The organism is Leucobacter sp. USCH14 (assembly GCF_037619215.1).
In the GTDB taxonomy this organism is placed as follows: Bacteria; Actinomycetota; Actinomycetes; order Actinomycetales; family Microbacteriaceae; genus Leucobacter.
Window position 1 is genome coordinate 1 of the sequence record NZ_JAQPZP010000011.1, and the last position, 19382, is coordinate 19382.

16 protein-coding genes, 1 tRNA gene and 1 pseudogene are annotated in these 19382 nt (G+C 67.5%); 8 read left to right on the forward strand and 10 right to left on the reverse strand.

What is annotated here, in order from left to right; all coding sequences use genetic code 11:
* The first annotated feature begins 107 nt into the window (after positions 1–107).
* The 5 genes and pseudogenes from PQI23_RS11065 to PQI23_RS11085 all read left to right on the forward strand — a co-directional run bounded on the left by PQI23_RS11065 (position 108) and on the right by PQI23_RS11085 (position 4877).
* Positions 108–1361: pseudogene (locus PQI23_RS11065) on the forward strand (IS3 family transposase).
* Positions 1362–1567: 206 nt separating this feature from the next.
* Complete coding sequence (locus PQI23_RS11070; RefSeq protein WP_339974494.1) at positions 1568–2734, forward strand: glutathione-independent formaldehyde dehydrogenase; 1167 nt, start codon at positions 1568–1570, stop codon at positions 2732–2734.
* A gap of 1 nt (position 2735) precedes the next feature.
* On the forward strand, positions 2736–3305 hold the full coding sequence (locus PQI23_RS11075; RefSeq protein ID WP_339974496.1) for a type 1 glutamine amidotransferase domain-containing protein: 570 nt from the start codon (positions 2736–2738) through the stop codon (positions 3303–3305).
* Complete coding sequence (locus PQI23_RS11080; protein ID WP_184324588.1) at positions 3302–3604, forward strand: putative quinol monooxygenase; 303 nt, start codon at positions 3302–3304, stop codon at positions 3602–3604. Before PQI23_RS11075 ends, PQI23_RS11080 begins: the two co-directional genes overlap by 4 nt.
* 142 nt (positions 3605–3746) lie before the next feature.
* On the forward strand, positions 3747–4877 hold the full coding sequence (locus tag PQI23_RS11085; protein ID WP_339974500.1) for an NAD(P)/FAD-dependent oxidoreductase: 1131 nt from the start codon (positions 3747–3749) through the stop codon (positions 4875–4877).
* A 123-nt stretch (positions 4878–5000) separates the two neighbouring features.
* On the opposite strand, the gene PQI23_RS11090 is transcribed toward PQI23_RS11085, so the two are convergent.
* Positions 5001–7658 carry an excinuclease ABC subunit UvrA gene (locus PQI23_RS11090; RefSeq protein WP_339974502.1) on the reverse strand — a complete coding sequence of 886 codons (2658 nt, stop codon included), beginning with the start codon at positions 7656–7658 and terminating at the stop codon, positions 5001–5003.
* A gap of 155 nt (positions 7659–7813) precedes the next feature.
* Between PQI23_RS11090 and PQI23_RS11095 the strand changes: the two genes are divergently transcribed.
* Positions 7814–8005, forward strand: a complete 192-nt coding sequence (locus tag PQI23_RS11095) for a hypothetical protein (RefSeq protein ID WP_339974504.1) — start codon at positions 7814–7816, stop codon at positions 8003–8005.
* Between the two features lie 146 nt (positions 8006–8151).
* Here the strand turns inward: PQI23_RS11095 and PQI23_RS11100 are convergent.
* The 3 genes from PQI23_RS11100 to serS all read right to left on the reverse strand — a co-directional run bounded on the left by PQI23_RS11100 (position 8152) and on the right by serS (position 10450).
* Positions 8152–8239, reverse strand: a tRNA-Ser gene (locus PQI23_RS11100).
* A 62-nt stretch (positions 8240–8301) separates the two neighbouring features.
* Positions 8302–9174, reverse strand: a complete 873-nt coding sequence (locus PQI23_RS11105) for an HAD family hydrolase (RefSeq protein ID WP_339974506.1) — start codon at positions 9172–9174, stop codon at positions 8302–8304.
* A gap of 4 nt (positions 9175–9178) precedes the next feature.
* A complete protein-coding gene (gene serS / locus PQI23_RS11110) occupies positions 9179–10450 on the reverse strand; it encodes a serine--tRNA ligase (RefSeq protein WP_339974508.1) in 1272 nt (423 codons plus the stop codon).
* A 58-nt stretch (positions 10451–10508) separates the two neighbouring features.
* Here serS and PQI23_RS11115 point away from each other — a divergent pair, with 58 nt between their 5' ends.
* Positions 10509–11507, forward strand: coding sequence for a diacylglycerol/lipid kinase family protein (locus PQI23_RS11115; RefSeq protein ID WP_339974510.1), 999 nt, complete (start codon positions 10509–10511; stop codon positions 11505–11507).
* Positions 11508–11512: 5 nt separating this feature from the next.
* On the opposite strand, the gene pheA is transcribed toward PQI23_RS11115, so the two are convergent.
* Positions 11513–12472, reverse strand: a complete 960-nt coding sequence (pheA, locus tag PQI23_RS11120) for a prephenate dehydratase (RefSeq protein WP_339974512.1) — start codon at positions 12470–12472, stop codon at positions 11513–11515.
* Positions 12473–12491: 19 nt separating this feature from the next.
* Positions 12492–14132 carry a phosphoglucomutase (alpha-D-glucose-1,6-bisphosphate-dependent) gene (gene pgm / locus PQI23_RS11125; RefSeq protein ID WP_339974514.1) on the reverse strand — a complete coding sequence of 547 codons (1641 nt, stop codon included), beginning with the start codon at positions 14130–14132 and terminating at the stop codon, positions 12492–12494.
* 107 nt (positions 14133–14239) lie between these two features.
* Here pgm and PQI23_RS11130 point away from each other — a divergent pair, with 107 nt between their 5' ends.
* Positions 14240–15028, forward strand: a complete 789-nt coding sequence (locus PQI23_RS11130) for an HAD-IIA family hydrolase (protein WP_339974516.1) — start codon at positions 14240–14242, stop codon at positions 15026–15028.
* A 149-nt stretch (positions 15029–15177) separates the two neighbouring features.
* Here PQI23_RS11130 and PQI23_RS11135 read toward each other — a convergent pair whose 3' ends face one another.
* The 4 genes from PQI23_RS11135 to PQI23_RS11150 form a co-directional block, all read right to left on the reverse strand.
* Complete coding sequence (locus tag PQI23_RS11135; RefSeq protein WP_339974518.1) at positions 15178–15963, reverse strand: FadR/GntR family transcriptional regulator; 786 nt, start codon at positions 15961–15963, stop codon at positions 15178–15180.
* 58 nt (positions 15964–16021) lie between these two features.
* Positions 16022–17488 carry an APC family permease gene (locus tag PQI23_RS11140; protein WP_339974520.1) on the reverse strand — a complete coding sequence of 489 codons (1467 nt, stop codon included), beginning with the start codon at positions 17486–17488 and terminating at the stop codon, positions 16022–16024.
* Between the two features lie 46 nt (positions 17489–17534).
* Positions 17535–18377: a nitrilase-related carbon-nitrogen hydrolase gene (locus PQI23_RS11145; RefSeq protein WP_339974522.1), complete on the reverse strand. Its 843-nt coding sequence runs from the start codon at positions 18375–18377 to the stop codon at positions 17535–17537.
* Positions 18378–18590: 213 nt separating this feature from the next.
* Positions 18591–19367: a sulfite exporter TauE/SafE family protein gene (locus PQI23_RS11150; RefSeq protein WP_339974524.1), complete on the reverse strand. Its 777-nt coding sequence runs from the start codon at positions 19365–19367 to the stop codon at positions 18591–18593.
* Positions 19368–19382 lie beyond the last annotated feature (15 nt).

Genomic DNA, 19382 nt, shown 5'->3' on the forward strand with positions numbered 1-19382 from the left:
CCTGATGTCTGCTCTTTCGGCATAACTCCATCCTCGTTTCCAAGGTCAGGAGTCTCCAACAAACCCAGAGCGCTTCAGCTCTTGAGCTTGGAAACGAGGATGGAGTCATGGTGTCGAAGCAGGGATCTGGTGGGTCGACGGGGCGTAGGTATTCGCCGGAGGAGAAGGCGTCTGCGGTGCGGATGATCAGGACGTTGCGCGCGGAGCTCGGAACCGAGCACGGGACGGTGCGGCGCGTGGCGACGCAGCTCGGTTACGGGCTCGAGTCCGTCCGGAGTTGGCTCAAGCAAGCGGATGTTGATGACGGTCACGTTGCCGGGGTGACGGCGGGGGCCTGTCGGGTGCGAGAGCTGGAGCAAGAGGTTCGTAAGTTGCGGCGAGCCAACGAGATCTTGAAGAGAGCGGCGTCTTTCTTCGGGGCGGAGCTCGACCGCCAACGTCGGAAGTAGTCGCGTTCATCGACGCGAACAAGAACGACGTCATCGAGGGTCGCCCGCTCGGAGTCGAGCCCATCTGCAGCCTGTTGCGCGTAGCTCCGAGCACGTATTACGCCGCGAAAGATCGTGCTCCGTCAGCGCGGGCGATCAGCGACGCTGTCCTGATCCCTGAGCTTGTCGAAGTCCGGGAAGACAATTACCGCGTCTATGGGGTCCGGAAGCTCTGGAAGGCGGCTCGGCGCGCCGGGAGCGAGATCGGTCGGGACCAGACGGGCCGGTTTATGCGGGCGGTAGGTATCGAGGGGGCGATTCGGTCGAAGCGGGTGAAGACCACACGGCCCGATCCGACCTCGGCGCGGCATCCTGACCCGGTGAAGCGGGAGTTCACCGCGGTCGCGCCGAACCGGCTCTGTGTCACCGACCTGACGTTCGTGCCGACCTGGGCCGGGGTCGCATACGTCTGCTTCATCATCGACGCGTTCAGCCGGATGATCATGGGGTGTCGGTGCGCGTCACATATGCGTGCTGAGATGGTCCTCGACGCGATTGAGATGGCCCGCTAGTCGAGAGGCCGCCATCACGAGGGTTTGCGATGTCACAGCAACGCAGGGGCTCAATTCACGTCGATCCGCTACGGGAACGCCGCGCAGCGCGACACCATCGATTGGAACCGTCGGGGATTCGTATGACAACGCCCTGGCCGAGACGGTGAACGGCTACTACAAGACCGAACTGGTCCGCGGGCCCGGCAGATCCGGACCCTGGCGAACAGTCGAAGATCTCGAACTGGCGACCCTCGGCTGGGTGCACTGGCACAACACGCAACGCCTCCATGGCTACCTCGGCGGCGTCCCACCAGTCGAGTTCGATGGAGCGTTCTATGCTGGCCAAACAGCCGCCGATCGGCGGCTGGGAATCAAATAAAGCGAGTCTCCATCACACCCATAGCGGTTCAAACGTGCTTTAGAACCTGGTTTCGGTGGGCGTTTCAACGACAAGGAGTCGGGCGATCGTCAGGTAAACCTCCTTGACATGTGGCCTCTAGGAGCGTTGTGTGTATCCCGGAGGGACCGACATCGTTAGCGCCCCCTAGAAGGACTATCGAGCAACACTAGCGGATCGGAGCAGACATGAAAGCAGTGGTGTACGAGGGACCCCGTCAGGTCAGCACGAAAGATGTCCCGGACGCGAAGATCGAGCGACCCACCGATGTCCTGGTCAGGGTAACGACGACGAACATCTGCGGCTCGGACCTCCACATGTACGAGGGGCGGACTTCCTTCGAGGTAGGTCGGACGTTCGGTCACGAGAACATGGGGGAGGTCGTCGAGGTTGGCAGTGGCGTGGAGAAGGTTACGGTCGGAGACCGGGTTGTGCTGCCGTTCAACATCTCGTGCGGGTTCTGTAAGAACTGCGAACGCGGCCTGACCAACTACTGTCTCACCACCCAGCCCGAACCATCATTCGCCGGTGCGGCCTATGGGTTCGCCGACATGGGTCCCTATGGCGGTGGCCAAGCGGAACTGCTCCGTGTGCCTTTCGGTGATCACAACGCGCTGCGCCTGGGCGAGGATGCGGAGGAGAGAGAGAACGACTACGTCATGCTCTCTGACATCTTCCCCACCGGCTACCACGCCACCGAGATGGCCGGCGTGATCCCGGGCGATAGCGTTGTGATCGCTGGGGCGGGTCCGGTCGGATTGATGGCCGCCCTGTCCGCGATCATCAAGGGCGCAGCGAAGGTGATGGTGGTCGACCGCCACCCTGACCGGCTCGCGCTGGCCGAGCAGATCGGCGCGATCGCCATCGACGATTCCAAGGTCGACCCCGTGCAAGCCGTTCTCGACGAGACGATGGGACTCGGAGCTGACCGTGGCTGCGAATGCGTGGGTTACCAGGCCCACGATCCCCAAGGCAACGAGGACACGGCCGCTACTATGAACATGCTCATCAACGCGGTGCGTTTCACCGGAGGAATCGGCACCGTTGGCGTGTTCGTCCCCCAAGACCCCGGAGCCAAGGATGACCTCGCCAAGCAGGGAAAGGCGGCCATCGACTTCGGAACGCATTGGTTCAAGGGTCAGACCATGGGGAGCGGTCAGGCCCCGGTCAAGCGGTACAACCGCCAGCTGCGGGATTTGATCGCCGCCGGCAAGGCGACCCCTTCGTGGATCGTCTCCCACGAGATCTCGCTGGACCAGGCTGCCGATGCCTACAAGAACTTCGACGCCCGGTCCAAGGGTTGGACCAAGGTCCTCATCAAGCCCGGCATGTCGACCGAGAAGAAGGCGAACTGATATGACCGAGACGCTACAGGGCAAGAGAATCGCCATCCTCGCCGCCGACGGGGTCGAGCGAGTCGAACTCGAAAAGCCTCGCGAGGCACTGGAGCAGGCTGGTGCACAGACCGAGGTCCTCTCGATCCATGACGGTGAGATTCAGGCCCGTGAGAACGACCTGGATGCAGCAGGCACGTTCACCGTTGACGGGTTGGTCGCCGACGCCTCGGTGGGCGACTACGACGCCCTGCTGCTTCCCGGCGGCACGGTGAACCCTGACCAGCTCCGGGTCGACAAGGACGCCGTTTCCTTCGTCCGCGACTTCGTCGAGAGTGGCAAGACCGTGGCGGCGATCTGTCACGGGCCTTGGACGTTGATCGAGGCTGGCGTGGTCGAAGGTCGCACCTTGACGTCCTTCCCGAGCATCCGCACGGACCTGCGCAACGCGGGTGCGGACGTCGTCGACCAGGACGTCGTGGTCGACAGGAACCTAATCACCAGCCGCTCACCCGACGACCTGCATACGTTCTGCGAGACGATCGTAGCGAAATTTGCGAGTAATTCGAACCAGGAAGAGGTGACGTCATGAGCGTGACAAAGGGACTGCTGGTCAGGTTGGAGGCCCTGCCCGGTAAGGAAGACGAGGTCCAGGAATTCCTCGGCATCGGACGAGGGCTCGTCGAGGAGGAACCGGCCACCGTCGCGTGGTTCGCGATCCGTCTAGGCCCGTCCTCATTCGGGATCTTCGATGTGTTCCCCGATGACGCCGGCCGCGACGCGCACCTGTCCGGCGCAGTCGCTGCCGCTCTCGGCGAGCAGACCGGCAAACTGTTCAGCGAACCGACGATCGAGAAGCTCGACGTCCTGGGCTCCAAACTCCCCGCCTGACACCACAGACCGGGAGTACTGGCCCAGAAAGGAGGGGTTCGCTGCGCGCGGTGACTTCGGGCTTACACAGCCCGCTGACGTCGTGGCAGCGGCCCCTTCTCTTGCGGCCTATCGCTAATCACCAACTTATCGGGGAACCGCGATGACAGGAACTGACCACGGCGTTGCCACGACGCGTTCACCCGAGGTAGCAGTGATCGGGGGCGGGATCGTCGGTCTGTCGACGGCGTACGCGCTGCGGGAGCAGGGCGTACCGGTGCGCTTGTACGAGGCTGGTCTGCCCGGAACGGGTCAGTCCGCAGGCGAGGCGCGGATCTTCCGGCATGCCCACGACGACCCGCGACTCGTCGCTTTCGCGCGCGAAAGCCGCGGCGTATGGGATGAGTGGGCCGAACACTTCGACGTCGAGCTGATCTCATCAGACGGTGTCCTGGCGATCGGAGACAGCGCCCTGGCGCGGCTGCGGGTGCTCGACCATGTCGGCGGCGTGGAAGCGCACGAGATCGACGCGGCCGAGGTCGCCCAGCGGATGCCGCTGCTCGCTGGGTACTCGGGGCCAGCGGTGCTCGACGAGTCGGGCGGCGCGATCCGCACCCGCGCCGCGATCACGGCACTCACGGGTGCCCTCGCAGATGCGGTCACCACCGGTGAGGTCATCTCCATCGATCCCCGCGCCGACGGGACGGTCGAGGTGCGCAGCGTCACCGACCGGGCTGTCTACTCCAAGGTGGTCGTGTGCGCCGGCCGCGAAACCGCCCGCCTGGCACGCAGCGTCGGCCTGTCGCTGCCGGTTCGCCTTGCCGCGCACGTCAGGCTGACCTTCGATGTGAAAGCCGCCGCCCCGGCACGAGTCGCGTGCCTGCAGGACAGCAGCGGCGTCTTCGGCGAAGTCGGCGTCTACGCGACGCCGCTACCGGGCAACAGCAACTATTCGGTCGGACTCAGCGACACCGTCGGCGTCCGCGACGACGGAACTTTCATCGACCCGGCGGCGATTCGATCGCTGGACGAACGCGCACGCGAATACGTGACACGGGCCCTGCCCGGTCTCCACCCAGAGCCGCGCGACTTCCTTCACTGCTGGGTGACCGACCTCCCGTGGAGTGAGGACGGCGTGGCCGTGTGGGAGGCGGGCTCTGTCCTTTTTGTGGCCGGCCACAATTTGTTCAAGCAGGCACCTGCGCTGGGTCGCGCTCTTGCCCGGGCTGCGACCGGCGGCGGTCTCCGCGCCGAGCTCACGCCCGAAGCGCGCCTCGGCGAGGCCCAGAGCTAGGGCGTGTCTCCCAATCGCGGGGGGGGTGACCCGCGATTCTGGCCGGCAAACTGTTCAGCGAACCCACGATCGAGAAGTTGGACGTCCTGGCCTCTAAGCTCCCCGCCTGAGACCACACACTCGTCACGATGGGGTCACGTTGGCGGCTGCCTGCAGTGCGGCGGCAAGGTAGCCCGCGGAAGCACCGACGCCCTCTTCCGCGACGTAGGCGGGCGTACCAGCTGCAACCACCGTCCCGCCGGCGTCGCCCGCGCCGGGTCCAAGATCGATCACGTGATCGGCCACCGCGACAACGCGCATGTCCAGCTCCGCGGCGACGACCGTGTTGCCCGCATCGACCAGCGTCTGCAGATGCACGATCAGACGATCCGTGTCGGCGCAGTGAAGCCCGGACGTTGGCTCGTCCAATACGTACAGCGTGTCCCCACGCTGCGCACGCTGCAACTCGGTCGCCAGCTTGACTCGCTGGGCCTCACCCCCCGAGAGTTCCGTTGCCGGTTGACCCAGTCGGAGGTAATCGAGTCCAACGTCCGACAAAGCGGCCAGCGATCGCGTGATCTCCTCATCGCCCACGAAGAACAGGTTCGCCTCCTCGACGCTCATCGACAACACGTCAGCGATCGTGCGCCCCCGCCACGTGATCTCGAGCGTTGACGCCTTGTATCGGGTGCCGTGGCAGTCGGGGCATTCGGTGTACACGGAAGGCAGGAAGAGGAGCTCGACCATCACCGATCCCTCGCCCTCGCAGGTCTGGCAGCGCCCGCCGGCGACATTGAAGGAGAATCGGCCGGGCTTGTACCCGAGGGAACGAGCTTCCGGGGTATCTGCGAATCGACGACGGACATGGTCGAACAGCCCGGTGTAGGTGGCGACGTTCGACCGCGGCGTCCGGCCGATGGGCCGCTGGTCAATGACTACCAGCCGCCGTACACCGGTGACGGGCCCGGCAATCCGTCCATCAAGACGTTCCGGCGCATGCGCGAGGAGTGACTCGTCGCTGACCGGCTCGTCATCGGCCGGGACGGCCCGGCCAAGGCGATCGCCAAGCAGCGACGGAAGCGCCTGGCTGACCAGACTCGACTTGCCGGACCCGGACACGCCCGTAACCGCGGTGAAGACACCCAACGGGATATCGACCGTGAGGTCGTGCAGGTTGTTCCGCGTCACGTTCTCCAGGCGCAGCCAACTGCGTGCCTCACGGGGTGTGCGAAGAGGTAGACCGCGGCCGCCGAACAGGTATCCGCGTGTCACCGACTCCGTGATATCGGCGAGCCCGTCGGGCGGGCCGCTGTAGAGCACTCGGCCGCCGTGTTCACCGGCACCGGGGCCGATGTCGACCAGCCAGTCCGCGTGCCGCATCACAGCCACGGAGTGTTCGACAATGAACAGGCTGTTCCCTCGCCCCTTGAGCCCATCCAGGATCCCGAGGAGCGCCGCCACATCCTGCGGATGCAGCCCCGCCGATGGTTCGTCGAGGACGTAGACCACCCCGAACAGATCAGAGCTGAGTTGCGTCGCGAGCCGTAAACGCTGTAGCTCACCACCAGACAGCGTCGGCGTCGTCCGACTCAATGAAAGGTAGCCCAGCCCCAAATCGACCAGTGGACGAAGCCGCTGCAGCACCCCTGAAGCGAGCTGGACCGCAGCGGCACGCTTCTCTGGCGCGGGACGCACTGTGGGTCGCACATCCGACGCGGAGGCCTGCGGGGACTCGCCACCAGCGATTCGATCTTCCCATGCGGCTCGTGTAGAGACCGCCCCAGAAGAAGCGGCCTCCCGCTCTATGCGTGCGATGACACCCGAGAGCGTCGTGACAAGTTCCCGAAGCGGCAGTTGGGAGAATTCGGCGATGTCGAATCCTTCGAACGTTACAGACAGCGCCTCGGGCTTCAGCCGTTTACCATGACAGACCGGGCAGATCGCAGCGGTGAGGAACTGCGCGACGCGCCGCTTCATCGATGCGCTCTTTGTGTTCGCGAACGTGTCCAGAATGTACCGACGAGCCCCGACGAACGTGCCCGAGTAGCTCGGCTCCGCACCTGCTTCGATCGCAGCTTTGGACTCGGAGAGGGTGAGCCGGGAGTGGACCGGAACGAACGGGGTCTCATCGGTGTACAGGATCCAGTCACGGTCCTTTCGCGGCAGGTCCTGCCACGGCACATCGACGTCGTAACCGAGAGCAACCAGTACGTCGCGCAGCTGATGGCCGTGCCACGCGGTCGGCCAGGAAGCGATGGCGCGTTCGCGGATGGTGAGCGATGGGTCCGGGACCATCTGCTGCTCGTTCACCGTGTACACGCGGCCGATGCCGTGGCACTCCGAGCAGGCTCCTTGGACCGTGTTCGCGGAGAAGTCATCCGAATACAACATCGGCTGCCCATCCGGGTAGTCCCCGGCTCTCGAGTACAGCATTCGTATCAAGCTCGACAACGTGGTGATGCTGCCCACGGTCGATCGTGCGTTGCCGGCACCGCGCTGCTGCTGTAGCGCAACCGCAGGCGGCATCCCCGTGATCGAGTCGACATCGGGCACTCCCGCCTGATCGATCAGACGGCGGGCGTACGGTGCCACCGACTCTAAATAGCGTCGTTGCGACTCGGCGTACAGCGTCCCGAACGCCAGCGAGGACTTTCCCGATCCAGACACCCCGGTGAACACGACCGTTGCATCGCGCGGTACCGAGAGACTGACATCCTGCAGATTATGTTCGCGGGCCCCGAGAACGCGAACATCGGGCTGCACGGAGACCTTCGTCGGCACGATCGCAGAGGGTTCAACCACGGTTGAAGCTTAGCCGAAGACGGGACGGTTGGGACGTTTGACGCCGCTCGAGTACGAGACCATCATGAACAATCAGGTCGCACTCGCTGCCTAACCCAACTGCCACCTAAACGTGCATCAGACCCAGGTTCCGGCAGCTCTGCGCATCCGCGTCTGTGCCGAAGATCCACCTCCACTCGCTCCGCCACACGAACGCGTTTTTGTTCATCGCGGCGGGGGTGGCACCGACCGATGCCGCGGCCTGGCTCGGCCATACCGTCGAGACCTTCTTGGGCGCGTACCTGCCTGAAGGTGGAGCAAGCGGCATCGCGGCGGTAGCGGCGAAGGTGGGGAAGCGTTCGGCGTGAGAGTCAGATGTACCGGAGGCGGCAGCGGGCAAGGTCTAGACGCTGCATTCCTCGGGTTGTGATTGATTTTGTGAGAGGCAGAATGAAAGCCCCGAACCTGGGTCTAGACAGGTTCAGGGCTTTCGGCCTCTGATCTGGGGTTTCCGCGGAGGGTAGGGGATTTGAACCCCTGAGACGGGGTTACCGCCTGCTTGTTTTCAAGACAAGTTCCTTCGGCCGCTCGGACAACCCTCCGCGAACGAGCTTAGCAAACGGGGCGCAGGCGCTCGGACGGCCGGGATCCGCGCTCAGACCCGCTACCCCAGCACCGGGAAGCGGTCGCGTAGCGCGGCGAGCAGGCCCACCTCGTCGATCGTGCCCGTCACGCGGGTGGCCACGGCCCGCACGTCGTCGACGGCCTGCCCCATCGCGACCGCGTCGCCGCGCTTCGCCGCCCACTGCAGCATCTCGATGTCGTTGCGCCCATCACCGGCGGCGAAGACGCGCGATCCGTCGATGCCCAGGTGCGACGCGACGACCTCGAGCGCGCTCGCCTTGGTCACGCCGTGCGGGGCGATATCGAGCCATGACGTGCTGCCGACCGCGTACGACACGTGCGTGAGCCCCAGCGTTTCGACCACGTCGAGGAACTCCTCGAGACGGTGATCGGGCGACACGACCACGACGCGCGACGCCTGCACGCCGAGCAGCTGCTCGAACGGCACGCGGCGCTGGCGCGACGGCAGCGTGCCCGTGGGGATGTCATCGGTGTAGAGGAACCCGCCATCGGCCAGCTCGACCGCGAAGCGCGCCGTCACGAGCTGGGTGCGGATCTTCTGCAGCGCGTCGCTCGGGTCGAACGCCTCGACGAACTCCCGTCGGTACGCGCGGTTCGCGAGCGGGTCGCGACGCAGCGTCACCGCGCCGTTGGCCGAGACGACCCACTCCGGGCGGATCCGGAGCCGCTCGACGATGGGGAGCGTTGCATCGACCGAACGCCCGGTCGCGATGACGACCTCGTGCCCCATCTCGTGCAGGGTGAGGATCGCATCGGCCAGGTCGGCGTCGATGTGTCCGCCGCCCGCGTCGTCCCCCGCCCCGGCGCCGAACCCGTGGTTCAGCACGGTCCCGTCGATGTCGAGCGCGATGAGGTGACGTTCGGCGGCGGGGATGCGGGGCGCGGCGGTCATCGGCTCAGGCCTCCGCGATCGGCGTGAGCACGTCGAGGCCGCCGAGGTACGGGCGCAGCGCCTCGGGCACGATCACACTGCCGTCCGCCTGCTGGTGCGTTTCGAGGATCGCGACGATCCACCGCGTCGTGGCGAGGGTGCCGTTCAGCGTCGCGACAGCCGCCGTCTTGCCGCTCTCCGTGCGGTAGCGCGTCGACAACCGTCGCGACTGGTAGGTCGTGCAGTTGCTCGTCGAGGTGAGCTCGCGGTACGCATCCTGCGTCGGCACCCACGCCTCGATGTCGAACTTGCGCGCGGCGCTCGACCCCAGATCGCCGGCCGCGACATCGATGACGCGGTAGTGCAGCCCGAGTGCCTGGAGGATCTCCTCCTGCCACCCGACGAGGCGATCGTGCTCGGCCTCGGCCTCGGCCGGGTCGGCGTAGACGAACATCTCGAGCTTGTTGAACTGGTGCACGCGCAGGATGCCGCGCGTGTCCTTGCCGTGCGAGCCGGCCTCGCTGCGGTAGCACGTCGACCATCCGGCGTAGCGGATCGGCCCGCCCGAGACGTCGATGATCTCGTCGGCGTGGTACCCCGCGAGGGCGACCTCGCTGGTGCCGGTGAGGAAGAGATCCTGCGCCGGAAGGTGGTAGACCTCGTCGGCGTGCTCGCCCAGGAAGCCGGTGCCCTGCATGATCTCGGGCTTCACGAGCGTGGGCGTGATGAGCGGGGTGAAGCCGTGCTGCAGCGCCCGGTCGAGCGCCATGTTCATGAGCGCCAGTTCGAGCCGCGCACCCACGCCGCGCAGGAAGTAGAAGCGCGCTCCCGACACCTTGGCACCGCGCTCCATGTCGATCGCGCCCAGCATCTCGCCCAGTTCGAGGTGGTCGCGGGGCTCGAAGTCGAAGGTGGGCTGCTCGCCGACCTCGCGCAGGGTGACGAAGTTCTCCTCGCCGCCCGACGGCACGCCCTCGATGACCAGGTTCTCGATGCGCTGCGAGACGGCGTCGAACTCGGCCTCGGCCTCCTTCGCGCGGGCATCCGCCGCCTTGACCGAGGCGGCGAGCTGCTGCGCCCGCTTGATCAGCTCCGGCTTCTCCTCCTTCGAGGCCGCCTTCACCTGCTTGCCGAACTCGTTCTGCTCGGCACGCAACGACTCGAACTCGCCGAGGGCTGCGCGACGATTCGCATCTGCGGCGAGCGCCTCGTCGACCACCGCCTCGTCGTTTCCTCTGGCGCGCTGCGAGCGCTTCACGGCTTCGGGATCGTTGCGGAGGAGGACTGGATCGATCACGCGCTCCAGCTTACCCGCGCCCAGCGTGAGAACGGCTGCCCGGCAGTACCCTGGAGCCATGCCAGGTACCCGCTCGCATCACATTCCGTGGGCCGCGGTCGTGTACCAGCCGTTCAAGACCGACGTACCGGCACTTCGCGCGGCCGTTGCGCACGAGGAGCGCGCATCCGGCTGGGGCGGGTCCCGCTGGTACGAGACCGCTGCGAATGACGCCGGGGTGGCCGCCGCGCGCCGGGCGGTCGAAGACGGGGCGAACGTCGTGCTCGCGAGCGGGGGCGACGGCACGATCCGGGCGGTGGCCGAGGCGCTCAGGGGCAGCGGGATCCCCGTCGCCATCGTGCCGCAGGGCACCGGCAACCTGCTCGCGAGAAACCTCGGAGCCCCGCTCAATCGCCTCGACGAGGTCGTGCGCGCGGCGTTCACGGGCCGCAACCGCGCAATCGACCTCGGCATCGTTCGCATCGTGCGCGAAGACGAGTCCGAGAGCCAGCACGTCTTCCTCGTGCTCGCGGGCATGGGCCTCGACGCGCGCGCCATCTCGGCCACGAAGGCGACGCTCAAGAAGCGGCTCGGGTGGCTCGCGTACGTCGACGCCGGGGTGCGCACCATGATCTCCGATCGCCCGCTGCAGATCCACTACTCCGTCGACCGCTCGCCCGTGCGCCCGCTCTCGGTCTACACGGTGATGATCGGCAACTGCGGGCTGATGCCCGGGGGCGTGCTGCTGATTCCCGACGCCCGCCTCGACGACGGCAAGCTCGACGTCGTCGCGCTGCACCCGCTCGGCCGGTTCGCCTGGCTGCGCATCTGGCGCAAGATCGGGTGGGAGAACGGGGTGCTGCGGCGCTCGCGCGCGGGGCGCAGGATCATCGACCTCGAACGCGATACGCGCAGCGTCTCGTACCTGCGCGCCGAGCGCTACGCGCTGGCGGTGGCGAAGCCCGAACCGGTGCAGCTCGACGGCGACGACTTCGGATACGCGCTCACGGTGAGCGGCGATGTCGATCCCGGATCGCTCATCGTGCGCGTGCTGCCCGAGTGGCGCGCGAGAGCCTAGACCGACTACGCCTCTCCGTCGCCGGTCCCCTCGATGACGCCGCGCAGCCAATCGCGCGCATCCCGGAACGTGTCGTCGTCGTGCAGGTCGCGGATCGTCGCCGCAACGCGATCCGCCCGCGGGTACGACCCCAGGAACACGACCTTCGGGCTGAAGCGCTTCACGCCGAGCAGCGCGTCGGCGACCCGCTCGTCCTTCACGTGCCCTTCGGCGTCGATCACGAAGCGGTATCGCCCCATCCGGTCGCCGATCGGGCGAGACGCCAGCAGCGTCAGGTTCACGCCGCGCGCCGCGAACTGCTCGAGCAGGTCGAGCAGCGCGCCCGGCCGATCCTCGGGCAGCTCCACCATCAGCGAGGTCTTGTCGGCCCCGGTCGGCTCCCCCACCGGCACGGTGCGGCTCACGAGCACGAAGCGGGTCACGGCGTCGGGGTTCTCGGCGATGCCCTCTGCGAGCACCTCGACGTCGTAGTGCGCCTCGATGCCCGGGGGCGCGATCGCGGCGTCGATGCCCTTCTCGGGGTCGAAGAGGTCGGCCGCGGCCTGCACGTTCGACGTCGCGACGAGGTGACGATGCGTGGGCGCGGCCCCGTCCAGCCACGCGCGGCACTGGGCGTAGGCGACCGGGTGGCCCGACACCACGTTCACGTCGGCGAGCGCGGTTCCCGGCTTCGCGACGAGCACGAAGCGCACCGGCACGAGGTACTCGCCGATGATGCGCAGGCCGGGAATCGTGGCGAGCGCATCCTGCGCGACGGTGACACCGCCGTCGATCGAGTTCTCGATCGCGATCATCGCCGCATCGCTGGCCCCCGAGACCACGTCGCTCAGCGCTTCGCCGAGGTTGTCGACGGGGTTCCACTCCTGCCCCTCGGCTTCGGGCACCTGCCGCAGCGCCGCCTCGGTGAACGTTCCCGCGGGCCCCAGGTAGGAGTACCGACGGGTGGCTGCTGAGGCGTGCGACATGCCTCTTAGCGTACCGGCGTCAGTCGGCGAGTACGCGCCCGACGAGGGCCTGCGCCGCGGCCTGCACCTCGGCGAGATGCTCGTCCCCGCGGAACGACTCCGCGTAGATCTTCATGACGTCCTCGGTGCCCGACGGCCGTGCCGCGAACCATGCGTGCTCGGTCTGCACCTTGAGTCCCCCGATCGGCGCCCCGTTGCCGGGAGCCTCGGTGAGGATCGCGGTGATGCGATCCCCCGCGAGCTCCGTGTCGGTGACGTCGTCGGGCGACAGGGCGCCGAGCCGCGCCTTCTGCTCGGGCGTCGCCGCTGCGTCGACGCGGGCGTACGCCGGTTCGCCGAACCGCGCGGTGAGCTCGCGGTAGCGCTCCGAGGGCGACTGCCCGGTGACCGCCTGGATCTCTGCGGCGAGCAGCGCGAGCAGGATGCCGTCTTTATCGGTGCTCCAGGCGCTGCCGTCGAAGCAGAGGAACGACGCGCCGGCGCTCTCCTCGCCGCCGAACACGACACTGCCGTCGGCAAGGCCCGGCACGAACCACTTGAATCCGACCGGCACCTCGAGCAGCTCGCGCCCCTGCGCAGCGACGACGCGATCGATGATTCCCGACGAGACGAGCGTCTTGCCGATGCCCGCTTCGGGCGACCAGTCCGGGCGATGCGCGAGCAGGTAGTCGATGGCCACCGCGAGGTAGTGGTTGGGGTTCATCAGGCCGTCGGCGGTGACGATGCCGTGGCGGTCGGCGTCGGCGTCGTTGCCCGCGATGATCGCGAACGGGCCGCGATGCTCGTCGACCGTGGACATCACGTGCGCCGACGAGGGGTCCATGCGGATCTTGCCGTCCCAGTCGAGATGCATGAACCCCCACCGCGGGTCGACGCCGGGCCCGAGCACGGTGAGCTCGATGCCGAGACGGTCGCGGATCGCCGCCCAGTAGGCGACGCTCGCACCGCCCAGCGGGTGCACCGCGAGCGGCACCTTCGCTGCCCGGATCGCGTCGAGGTCGATCGCCTCGCCCAGGGTGTCGACGTACGCGCCCATGAAGTCGAAGCGCTCGACGGCCCGCACCGCCGCGTCATCGGCACGCGCGATCTCGACCCCCGATTCGAGCAGTTCGTTCGCGCGATCGGCGATCCACCCCGTCGCATCGCTGCCCGCGGGCCCTCCGTGGGGCGGGTTGTACTTGAAGCCGCCGTCGCTCGGCGGGTTGTGGCTCGGGGTGACCACGATGCCGTCGGCGCGGCCCGGGTCGGTGTCGTCGCGGCCGCGGTTGTAGCGCAGGATCGCGTGACTGAGTGCGGGCGTGGGAACGAACGCCGCGTCGCCCTCGCCCGCAGCCGCGAGCACCCGTACGCCCGCCGCGAGCAGCACCTCGATGGCGGTGCGCTGAGCCGGCGCCGAGAGCGCGTGCGTGTCGGCGCCGATGTAGAGCGGGCCGGTGATGCCCTGCGCCGCGCGGTACTCCGCGATCGCTGCGCTGATGGCGGCGATGTGCGCCTCGTTGAACGACGCGTGCAGCGCCGAGCCCCGGTGGCCGGACGTGCCGAAGACCACGCGCTGCTCAGCCGCTGACGCGTCGGGAACGATCCCGGTGTACGCGGCGAGCAGCTCGTCGAGGTCGATCAAGTCTTCGGGGCGCGCTGGAGTTCCGGCTCGTTCGTGCATGATCCCAGTGTGCCAGGCGCCCGCCCGCCCCGGGCCGGGGTTGACGGGCGCCTCGGTCGGCGACGAAGCGAAACCGCGCGTTCACACGTGCGGACTACGCTGAACGCATGACCCAGAACGACCCGCACCCTCGCCGCGCCGAGATCGAATGCTGGCTCACCGACATGGACGGCGTGCTGGTGCACGAGAACCGCGCGATCCCGGGCGCGTCCGACCTCATCGCGCACTGGCAGGAGAACGAGATCCCGTATCTCGTACTCACGAACAACTCCATCTTCACCGCGCGCGACCTGAGCGCCCGCCTCGCGGCCTCGGGAATCTCGGTGCCCGAGAATCGAATCTGGACGAGCGCGCTCGCCACCGCGGCGTTCCTGAAGCAGCAGCAGCCCGGAGGCTCGGCGTTCGTGATCGGCGAGGCCGGGATCCTGACCGCCATGCACGATGCGGGGTACGTCATGACCGAGACGGACCCCGACTTCGTGGTCGTCGGGGAGACCCGCAACTACTCGTTCGAGGCGATCACGAAGGCGATCCGGCTCATCATCAAGGGGGCCCGGTTCATCTCGACCAACCCCGACGCGACGGGACCGAGCCACGAGGGTCCGCTCCCGGCGACGGGGGCGATCAACGCCCTCATCACGAAGGCGACCGGCAAGCAGCCGTACATCATCGGCAAGCCGAACCCGATGATGTTCCGCTCGGCGCTCAACCAGATCGGCGCGCACTCGCACAACACCGGCATGATCGGCGATCGCATGGACACCGACGTCGTCGCGGGCATCGAGGCGGGGCTGCACACGGTGCTCGTGATGACCGGCATCTCGGATCGCGCCGAGATCGAGCGCTTCCCCTTCCGCCCCGACGAGGTGCTGGGCTCGGTCGCCGACCTGCTGTAGTCGGCGACCGCCTCAGGCTCCGGCCCATTCCGCAGCGGGGTCACTTTCGGAGGGTGTCGCAGCTGCGCACGACCGCGACACACTCCGAAAGTGACCCCGCTCCGCAGAAGGGTGGGGGTGGGCGGCCGGGCGGCGACGGCAGCGGCGGATCACCCGGCGTTCGTCAGCCCGACGTACATCGAGTGGTGGAGGCCCTGCACGTGCGCGGCGGTGAGCCGAGCTGCGGCCCCCGCGTCCTCGCGTTCGAGCGCGTCGACGATCTCCGCGTGCTCGCGATTGCTGTCGCGCAGCAGTCCCATACTGTAGGGGAGGAAGTAGGGATCGAGCTCGGCGTTCACCCGCGCGGCGAGCGACACGGCGCGCGGCGCGCCGGCAGCCTCGACGACGACCCGGTGGAACGCGCGGTCGAGGTTGCGGAACTCGGCCCAGCTCTCAGTCTGCGCCATGCGCGCGGTGAGCTCTCGCAACTCCGCGAGCGCACCGGCCGACCGCTCGTGCGCGGCCAGCGCCGCGAACCCGGCCTCGATCACGGCCCGCTCGTCGATCAGGGTGTGCACGTGGGAGTCGTCGTCGAGAAACGACTGCACGGGGGCATCTGCGCCTCGCCCCGCGCCTCGCCCCTCCCCCGGGCCGGGCCCGCTCGCCCCGCGCACGTAGCTCCCGCCGTAGCGCCCGGCCTTGCGCACGATGACGCCTTCCTCCTGCAGCAGCGCGAGCCCGCGACTCACCGACGTCGTGCTCACGCCGAAGGATTCGGCCATCTCCTCCGTCGCGGGCAGTCGCTCGTCGGGCAGCAGCAGCCCGAGGTCGATCGCCATCGTAATACGCGCACGCACGGTGTCGATGGCGCTCAAACGCGCGATCGCGGCCACACGGGGCGCCTCCAGGGGGCGGGCGCGATCCGGCACATCCTCGCGCCGCTTCGCACCGGTCATCTCATCAGCTTAGGCGACGATCGTGCGGCGTCACCCGTGCGGCGTCACCGGCGCGACGTCACTTCCGCGTCTCGGCCTCGAGCACCCGATCGAGCTGGATGTCGACGGTGCGCCCGCCGTCCCTTCGGTTCACGATCACGCCCGCGATCAGCGCGACCGGCGGAATCAGCGCGAGCGCGATGCTCACGGCGAGGCTGCCTCCTGTCACCATGGTGAAGTTCGACAGCACCAGCCAGGCGGCGAGCCCCAGTGCGACGACCGCGACGACCGGCAGCACCGTGCCCGTCCAGACGTTCTTCCGCAGGCTCGGGTTCCGCAGGAAGAACACGACGACCGCGATGGTCGTGAGCAGCATCATCATGACCATGCCGATCGTCGCGACGCCCGCCATGTATCCGAAGACCTCCACGAGGGGGTCGAGGCCGATCACGACGAACACTCCGATGATCACGAGCGCCGTGATGCTCTGCACGAGCGATGAGAGCGCCGGGCTCTGATGCTTGACGTGCACGCGCCCGAGCGGCGCCGGCATGGAGCCGATCTTCGCGAGCGCGAACTGGTAGCGCGCGACGATGTTGTGGAAGCTCAGCACGCAGGCGAACAGACTGGTGACGAGCAGGATCTGCATCACGTTGCGCGTGAGCGAGCCGGCGAAATCGCCCGCGGTGTCGAGCAGCATGTTCTTCGATCCGAAGAGCGTCTGCTGCGCGACCTCGGTCACGTTGCTCGCTCCCGCTGCGACGACCAGCACCCACACCGAGAGGGTGTAGAAGACGCCGATGATCGCAACCGCGAGGTACGTGGCGCGCGGAATGGTGCGGCTCGGGTCGCGCGCTTCGTCGCGGTAGATCGCGGTCGATTCGAAGCCGATGAAGCCGGTGAGCGCGAAGAGGATCGCCACGCCGATGCCCGACGTGAGGAACACCTGCGGGTCGAACGACTGCGGCGCGAGGCCTTCCGGGCCGTCGCTCACGAGCACGGCTACATTGACGATCATCATGACGAGGATCTCGAGCAGCAGCGCGATTCCGAGCACCTTCGATGAGAGGTCGATGTGACGGTATCCGAGCAGTCCGACGACGAGCAGCGCGAGTATCGCGAAGACCGACCAGTGGATCTCAGGGCCGCCGTAGTAGCGCACGAGATCCATGACGGCCCAGCCCATGTAGCCGTAGATGCCCGCCTGAATCGCGGTGTACGCGATCAGCGCGACGTACGCGGTGCCCATGCCGAGCCGGCTGCCGAGCCCGACGGTGACGTAGCTGAAGAACGCGCCGGCCTCCTTCACATACGGCGTCATCGCGACGAATCCGACGGCGAAGAGCAGCAGTACGATCGACGCGATCAGGAAGCCGACGGGAGCCCCAGCGCCGTTTCCCTGGCCGATGGCGAGCGGAGCGTTGCCGCCGATCACGGTGAGGGGCGCGGCCGCCGCGATCACCATGAAGGCGATGCTGCCGGTGCCGAGATTGCCCGACAGGCGCGAGCGCTGGGCGGGTTCGGTTGGCGTTGACTGATGTGCCATGGAACGTCCTCGTTCGGTAGGTTTCGGTGCGTGGTGGCCCGATGGATCAGGAATGCTCGCCGGCGCGGAACAGCGCCGAGCGCACCTCGTCGAGGTAGGGGTTCTGCAGCCGCGCCCGCTCACGGGTGGCCTGGTCGACGGTCGCGACGATCATCGATTCACCCGCGGAGTCGGCCTGAGCGAGATGCTCGCCGAACGGGTCCGCGATGACGCTGCGCCCCACGTACTCGAGATCACCATCGGGCCCGTGCTGATTGGCGTAGGCGACGTAGACCGAGTTCTCCCAGGCGCGCACGCGGATCACGTGCTCGTTCACGAAGCCGTACGGCTCCATCTGCGCCGTCGGCACGGCGACGAGGTCGGCTCCTGCGAGCGCCGCGGCGCGCACGGTCTCCGGGAATTCGACGTCGAAGCAGATGAGGATCGCGATGCGGTGCCCCCGGAACTCCGCGATGGTGAGCGGCAGCTCGCCTGCCACGAACAGCTCTCGGTCGAGATCGCCGAAGAGCTGGATCTTGCGGTGGCGGGCGATCACGTCGCCGGCGTCGTCGATGAACCACGCCGCGTTCGCGACCGGGGCCGGGGCACTCGGATCGCCGTCGGGCTCGTGAGTGGCGAGCAGCTCGGGCCCGCCCGCGATGATGGCGATCGCGTGGCGCTCGGCGATCCTGCGCACGCGTTCCAGCGGCTGCGCCGCGGCGATGCCGTCCATAGCGTCGCCGATGTTGTACCCGCTGATGAACATTTCGGGCGTGATCAGGAGATCCACCCCCTGCGCGGCGGCCTGGGCGGCGGCGTCGTCGAGCGCGGCGAGGTTCGCGTCGACGTCGCAGGGCGTGCTGGCGGCCTGCCACGCGGCAACCACCAGGGGGCGAACGGCTTCGGTCATACCCTCATTCAAGCACAATTATGCCTAAATGAAACAATTAGAACCGCCGGCTGGCGCCCGCCCTGCGCAGCGCCCCTTTCCGCACGACGAATTCCGCAGCGGGGTCACTTTCGGAGGGTGTCGGAGCTGTGCAGTGCGTCGACACACTCCGAAAGTGACCCCGATCCGCAGAAGGTTGGGGTTGAGGGCGGCGAGCGGCGCCACGCCCACCGCCTACTTCTTCTTTCGGAGCTTGCGCACCAGCATCTGGACGAGGATGAAGACGAGGTACAGCGAGAACGCCACGTTGCCCCAGAAGGGGTCGACCAGCACGGCGAAGAGGTTGCCGACCGGCACGAAGACGCACGCACCGAGACCGACGATCGCCGCCGCGCGCAGATCGACGTTCTGCCTGCGGAAGTTGCCGATGGTGCCCGAGATCGAGCCGGGGATCATCATCAGCAGCGAGGTGCCCTTCGCGATGAGGTCGCTCGAGCCGAAGAAGAACATGAGCACCGGTACGACGACGACGCCGCCCCCGACTCCCAGCAGCCCCGACAGGATGCCGGTGATGAATCCGGTGACGATGAGCAGCGACACCGTCAGCGGGTTGATCTCGATCTCGTCGCCGCGCTGCGGCACCACGAACCAGAGGCTCACGATCACGATCGCGAGGAACACCATGAATCCCCACTGAATCGCGCCGACCGGCAGCTTCGCGAGCAGTGCGGCACCCAGCTGAGCGCCGAGCACGATGCCGATCGCGAGGCAGGCGCCCGCGATCCAGTCGACGTGGCCCTGCAACCCGTACGTCGTCGCGCCCACGATCGCCGTGGGCAGGATCGCCGCGACCGAGGTGCCGGCCGAGAGCTTCTGCGGCATGCTGAGCCACAGCGCGAGTGCCGGCACGATGATGGTGCCGCCGCCGATCCCGAAGAGCCCGGAGAGGATGCCGCCGGCGATGCCGACGAGGAGGAGCGGGAAGAACCCGGGGCGGACGGTCTGGTTCATGGGCTGCTTTCTCAG